The organism is Streptomyces subrutilus, assembly GCF_001746425.1.
In the GTDB taxonomy this organism is placed as follows: Bacteria; Actinomycetota; Actinomycetes; order Streptomycetales; family Streptomycetaceae; genus Streptomyces; species Streptomyces subrutilus_A.
In genome coordinates, this window is record NZ_MEHK01000004.1 from 1 (window position 1) to 4,503 (window position 4,503).

Annotated in this window: 7 protein-coding genes and 2 pseudogenes; all 9 read left to right on the forward strand. The window is 70.8% G+C overall.

Going from position 1 to position 4,503, the window contains the following annotated elements; translation table 11 throughout:
- Positions 1 to 101: 101 nt before the first annotated feature.
- Positions 102 to 419: pseudogene (locus BGK67_RS41375) on the forward strand (condensation domain-containing protein); the annotation flags it as partial.
- Entirely contained in the window at positions 403 to 1,431 is a 1,029-nt protein-coding gene (locus tag BGK67_RS40640; RefSeq protein ID WP_069924708.1) for an AMP-binding protein, read from the forward strand. The pseudogene BGK67_RS41375 and the gene BGK67_RS40640, both read left to right, overlap by 17 nt.
- Positions 1,392 to 2,060 carry an AMP-binding protein gene (locus BGK67_RS35590; RefSeq protein ID WP_107489070.1) on the forward strand — a complete coding sequence of 223 codons (669 nt, stop codon included), beginning with the start codon at positions 1,392 to 1,394 and terminating at the stop codon, positions 2,058 to 2,060. Before BGK67_RS40640 ends, BGK67_RS35590 begins: the two co-directional genes overlap by 40 nt.
- Positions 2,061 to 2,118: 58 nt before the next feature.
- Positions 2,119 to 2,436, forward strand: coding sequence for an AMP-binding enzyme (locus BGK67_RS35595; RefSeq protein ID WP_244291584.1), 318 nt, complete (start codon positions 2,119 to 2,121; stop codon positions 2,434 to 2,436).
- Between the two features lie 28 nt (positions 2,437 to 2,464).
- Complete coding sequence (locus BGK67_RS40895) at positions 2,465 to 2,905, forward strand: acyl carrier protein (RefSeq protein ID WP_069924711.1); 441 nt, start codon at positions 2,465 to 2,467, stop codon at positions 2,903 to 2,905.
- Positions 2,874 to 3,080, forward strand: a complete 207-nt coding sequence (locus tag BGK67_RS40900; protein WP_069924712.1) for a beta-ketoacyl synthase N-terminal-like domain-containing protein — start codon at positions 2,874 to 2,876, stop codon at positions 3,078 to 3,080. Before BGK67_RS40895 ends, BGK67_RS40900 begins: the two co-directional genes overlap by 32 nt.
- A 31-nt stretch (positions 3,081 to 3,111) precedes the next feature.
- Complete coding sequence (locus BGK67_RS40905; RefSeq protein WP_279628751.1) at positions 3,112 to 3,402, forward strand: beta-ketoacyl synthase N-terminal-like domain-containing protein; 291 nt, start codon at positions 3,112 to 3,114, stop codon at positions 3,400 to 3,402.
- A gap of 104 nt (positions 3,403 to 3,506) precedes the next feature.
- A pseudogene (locus tag BGK67_RS41380) lies at positions 3,507 to 4,163 on the forward strand (ketoacyl-synthetase C-terminal extension domain-containing protein); the annotation flags it as partial.
- Positions 4,164 to 4,336: 173 nt separating this feature from the next.
- Positions 4,337 to 4,503, forward strand: a 167-nt coding sequence (locus BGK67_RS41385; RefSeq protein WP_432215544.1) for an acyltransferase domain-containing protein, incomplete at its 3' end; no start/stop codon positions are given.

Below are 4,503 nucleotides of genomic sequence, written 5' to 3' on the forward strand. Positions count from 1 at the left end.
GTGATCTCTTCGTGGCGTGTGAGGCGTTCCGCGCAGGGGCGGGAGCCGGTGGCGGGTGTGGCCGGTGTGCAGTTGGGTGATTACGCGCGTGGGAGCGGGAGTGCCTGGCGGGTGGCGGGTTCGCCGAGGGTGTGGCGTATGTGGCGGGTGAGTTGGCGGGGGTGCCGCGTCTGGAGTTCCCGGAGTTGGGGGACGAGGGCCCGGATGGGGTGGGTGACGGCACGGTCGGGTTCGCGCTTTCGGAGTCGTTGCGGCGGGGTGTGGAGGAGCTGGCCGCGCGAATGTCGGTGACGCCGTACACGGTGTTGTTGAGTGCGTATGTGGTGGTGTTGGCGCGGTACAGCGGTCAGTGGGACTTCGCTGTGGGCACGGTGTGGGCGAACCGGCGGGGTGAGACGGCCGATGTGGTCGGCTTCCTGGCGAACACGCTTTCCGCTGCGGTGCGACCTGACGGGGCAACCCGCGTTCCAGGACCTCCTGACCAGCATGCAGCCCCGGATCGTCGGCCTCATGCGGCACCAGAGCCTCCCCCCGACGGAGATCGTCCGTACCGCCGCGCTGGACCGCACGGGCGACGAGAACCCCCTCTTCCGCGCCGCTTTCAACTACGTGGTCCTGCCCGAGCCCGCCTGGCCACAGGATGTGTGGGCCCAGTTACGGAGTGCAGCACCCACGGCGGTGTGGAGAACGTCGCCAAAGTTCGAGCTGGGCATGACGCTGGTCGTGGACGGTGAGGGCGGGGGGCTGCTGGGTGAGCTGGAGTTCCAGTCGCCTCTGCTGGACCGCGGCGCGGCCGAGCGTCTGGCGGAGAACTTCCGCACGCTGCTGGCAGCGGCGGTCGCGCATCCCGACCGTGCCGTGAGCGACCTCGACCTCCTGGGAGCCGAGGAAAGGGAATGGCTGGACGCGCGCGGGGGGCGGGTTCTTCCGCCTGCCGCACCGGAGGAGGGTACGACCCTGGACCGGATACGGGCCCAGGCGGACCGGACTCCCGATGCGGTCGCGCTGACCGACCGGGGGCGTGATCTGACGTACCGACAGCTGTGGGAGGCGGTTGCTTCGCTGGCGGGGAGGTTGCGGGCCGGGGGAGTGGGCCGCGATGTGCTGGTCGGTGTTCACCTGCCGCGGTCGGCGGAGACGGTGGTGGCGATGCTGGCGGTGTGGCAGGCCGGTGGTGCGTACGTACCTCTCGACCCGGCGTATCCGGCGGCCCGTCTCCAGCACGTCCTGGACGACAGCGGTCTGCGGACCGTCATCACCCGCCCCGACACGACCGGCACCCTCGACACCACCACCGTGGACGTCATCCCGTCGACAACCTCGCCGAGGCGGCTCTCCGCACGAGCGCACCCGGCCCGGCACCGTCCCCCGCCCGCGATCTCGCCTTCGTCATCTACACCTCGGGCTCGACCGGCAAGCCGAAGGGCGTGATGATCGAGCACGCCCAGTTCGCCAACTTCTGCGACGCGGTCGACGCACGGGTCGGAGGGGCACGGGACACTTGGCTCGCCGTCACCAGCCCGTCCTTCGACATCTCGACGGTCGAACTGCTGTGGACGCTGACCCGCGGTTACCGGGTGGTCATCGCCGACGGCTCGGTCGCCGACTGGGCCGACAACCGGAAGTACGCGCCGACCCACTTGCAGTGCACCCCGTCACTGGCCCGGATGCTCCTGGCCGACAGTGACGGCCGGGCTCTGCTCTCCGGCCTGGACCACATGATCGTCGGCGGTGAGGCCCTCGACCGCGCCCTCGCACAGCGACTCCTCGACCACTGCGGCCGGGTCACCAACATCTACGGCCCCACCGAGACCACCGTGTGGTCGACCACCTGTGACGTCCAACCAGGGGAGGTCTCCCTGGGCGACGCCGTCCCCCACGCCTACCTGTACGTCCTGGACGGTGCGGGGCGGCCGGTGCCGCGGGGTGTGCGGGGGGAGTTGTGGATCGGTGGCCGGGGTGTTGCTCGTGGGTACCTGTCGTGCGGAGCTGACGGGGGAGCGGTTCGTCGCCGATCCGTGGGCGGTGGAGTCGGGTGGCCGTATGTACCGGACGGGTGATCTGGTGCGGTATCGGGCGGACGGGAGTCTGCAGTACTGCGGTCGGACCGATCACCAGGTGAAGATTCGCGGGCATCGGATCGAGCTCGGTGAGATCGAGGCGGTGGCGGCGGGGCACCCGGCGGTGCTGGAATGCGCGGCGGTGGTGCGTGAGGACGTGCCGGGGGACCCGTACGTCCACCTCTACTACGTGCCGTCCACGACGGCCGGGGACGCGCGGGGTTCGCGAGCGTCTGGAGCAGTTTTGCCGGCGGTGATGTGGCCGGGCCGCGTCACGGAGTTGCCGGCGCTGCCGCACACGCCGAACGAGAAGGTCGACCGCCTGGCGCTGACCCGACTGGTCGCCACGGATGCTCCTCCTCTGTGCCGGTGGTGATGCGGGTCCGACAGGTCCTGATGCGGGTGTGGGCCGGTTGTGGGCGGCGGATCTGGATCCGGATCGGGGCTTCTTCGAGCTGGGTGCGACGTCGATGACGGCGACGCGGGCTCATCAGTTGATCTGTGCGGAGTTGGGGGTGGAGTTCCCGCTCGCGGAGATCTTCCGTCATCCCACGGTCAACAAGCTCGCCGCCTTCTTCGAACGACGCTCGCACGGCACCGCGGCCGTGGGTGTCGTCCCGGTTCGCGCGGTGTCGCGGCCGGTCGAGGATGAGCCGATCGCGATCATCGGCATGGCCTGTCGTCTGCCGGGGGCGGCGGATGTGGGTGCCTTCTGGGACAACCTGCGGGGCGGGGTGGAGTCGATCCGCCGTTTCTCCGCCGAGGAACTGCGGCAAGCGGGTTCCGCGCGAGCTGCTGGACGATCCGGCCTACGTGCCCGCGAAGGGCTGGGTGGAGGGCGCTGACCTGTTCGACGCGTCGTTCTTCGGCTATTCCCCGGCGGAGGCGGCCACGATCGATCCACAGCACCGGCTGTTCCTGGAGTGCGCGTGGCAGGGGCTGGAGCACGCCGGGATCGTTCCCGCCGCCTTCGACGGCGACATCGCCGTCTTCGGCGGAACCGGAAACGGGGCGCGGTGAGGTGACCGACCTCGCGTCGTTCTACCGGTCCATGATCGGCGGCGAACGACTTCCTCGCCACGCGCGTGGCTCACAAGCTGGACCTGACCGGTCCGGCGATGACGTGCAGACGGCGTGTTCAACGGGCTTGGTGACCGCCCATCTGGCCCGTGAGAGCCTGCTGCGCGGCGAGTCCGACATCGCGCTGATCGGCGCGTCCTCCCTCACCTTCCCCCTGGAGCAGGGGTACCTGTACCAGCAGGGGCTCGTGGTCTCCGGTGACGGCCACTGCCGGGCCTTCGACGCGGAAGGCGACGGCACGGTCGGCACGGCGTCGGCGTGATCGTCCTGCGTCGTCTCTCCGACGCGCTGGCCGCCGGTGACACGGTCTACGCGGTCATCCGGGGCAGCGCGATCAACAACGACGGTTCCGACAAGGTCGCGTTCATGGCCCCGAGCATCACCGGTCAGGCGCGGGTGATCGCCGCCGCGCACGCCGCCGCCGGCACGGTTGCGGACACGATCGGGCTGGTCGAGGCGCACGGGACCGCGACCGCGATCGGTGATCCGATGGAGATCCGGGCCCTCCAGGAGGTCTTCGCGAGCACCACACGCCAGGAGCCGTGCGTGGTCGGGTCGGTGAAGTCGAACATCGGGCACACCGACACCACCGCCGGGATCGCGGGCCTGATCAAGGCGGCCCTGTGCCTGCACCACCGGACCTTCGTGCCGACGCTCAACTACACCCGCCCGAACCCCGAGATGGGACTCGATCCCCGGCTCTTCCACGTCAACACCGAACTCACCGCGTGGGAGAGTGCCGGCCCGCGCCGGGCCGGCGTCTCCTCCTTCGGCATCGGCGGCACCAACGCCCACCTCGTCCTCGAAGAAGCACCCCCGGCACCCGGACACGACGACGAGCCCCGCGCGGGACAGAGCGAAGAGAGCCTGGCGGTAGCCCCCGTGGCGGAGCAGGCCGTCGCCTTGCCGCTGTCCGCGCGCAGCGCCCAGGCGCTCCGCGGCCAGGCGGAGCGTCTCGCCGCCCACGTACGGGCGAACCCCGCGCTGGCCCCCGCCGACGTGGGCCTGTCGCTGGCCACGGGCCGGGCCCTGTTCGACCACCGGGCCGTGCTGGTCGGCAGCGGCTGGGAGGAGTTCCTCACCGGTCTCGACGCCTGGCGGCCGGCGCCCCCGACGCCGGCGTGGTCAGCGGCGTGGCGGACGACGCCGGGGACCCGGTGTTCGTCTTCCCCGGCCAGGGCTCGCAGTGGCCGGGCATGGGCCGGGAACTGCTGGAAACCTCACGGGCGTTCGCCGCCCGCATGGACGAGTGCGAGAAGGCCTTCGCGCCGTACGTCGACTGGTCGTTGCGGGACGTCGTCAGCTCATCCGACGCCGGCGAGCTGTGGGAGCGGGTGGACGTGGTACAGCCCGCCTGCTTCGC

What these genes read in the sequence shown, in the direction of transcription:
- BGK67_RS40640 (WP_069924708.1), top strand. Translation starts at nt 403, where the DNA reads ATGTGGTCGGCTTCCTGGCGAACACGCTTTCCGCTGCGGTGCGACCTG.
- BGK67_RS40905 (WP_279628751.1), top strand. Translation starts at nt 3,112, where the DNA reads ATGATCGGCGGCGAACGACTTCCTCGCCACGCGCGTGGCTCACAAGCT.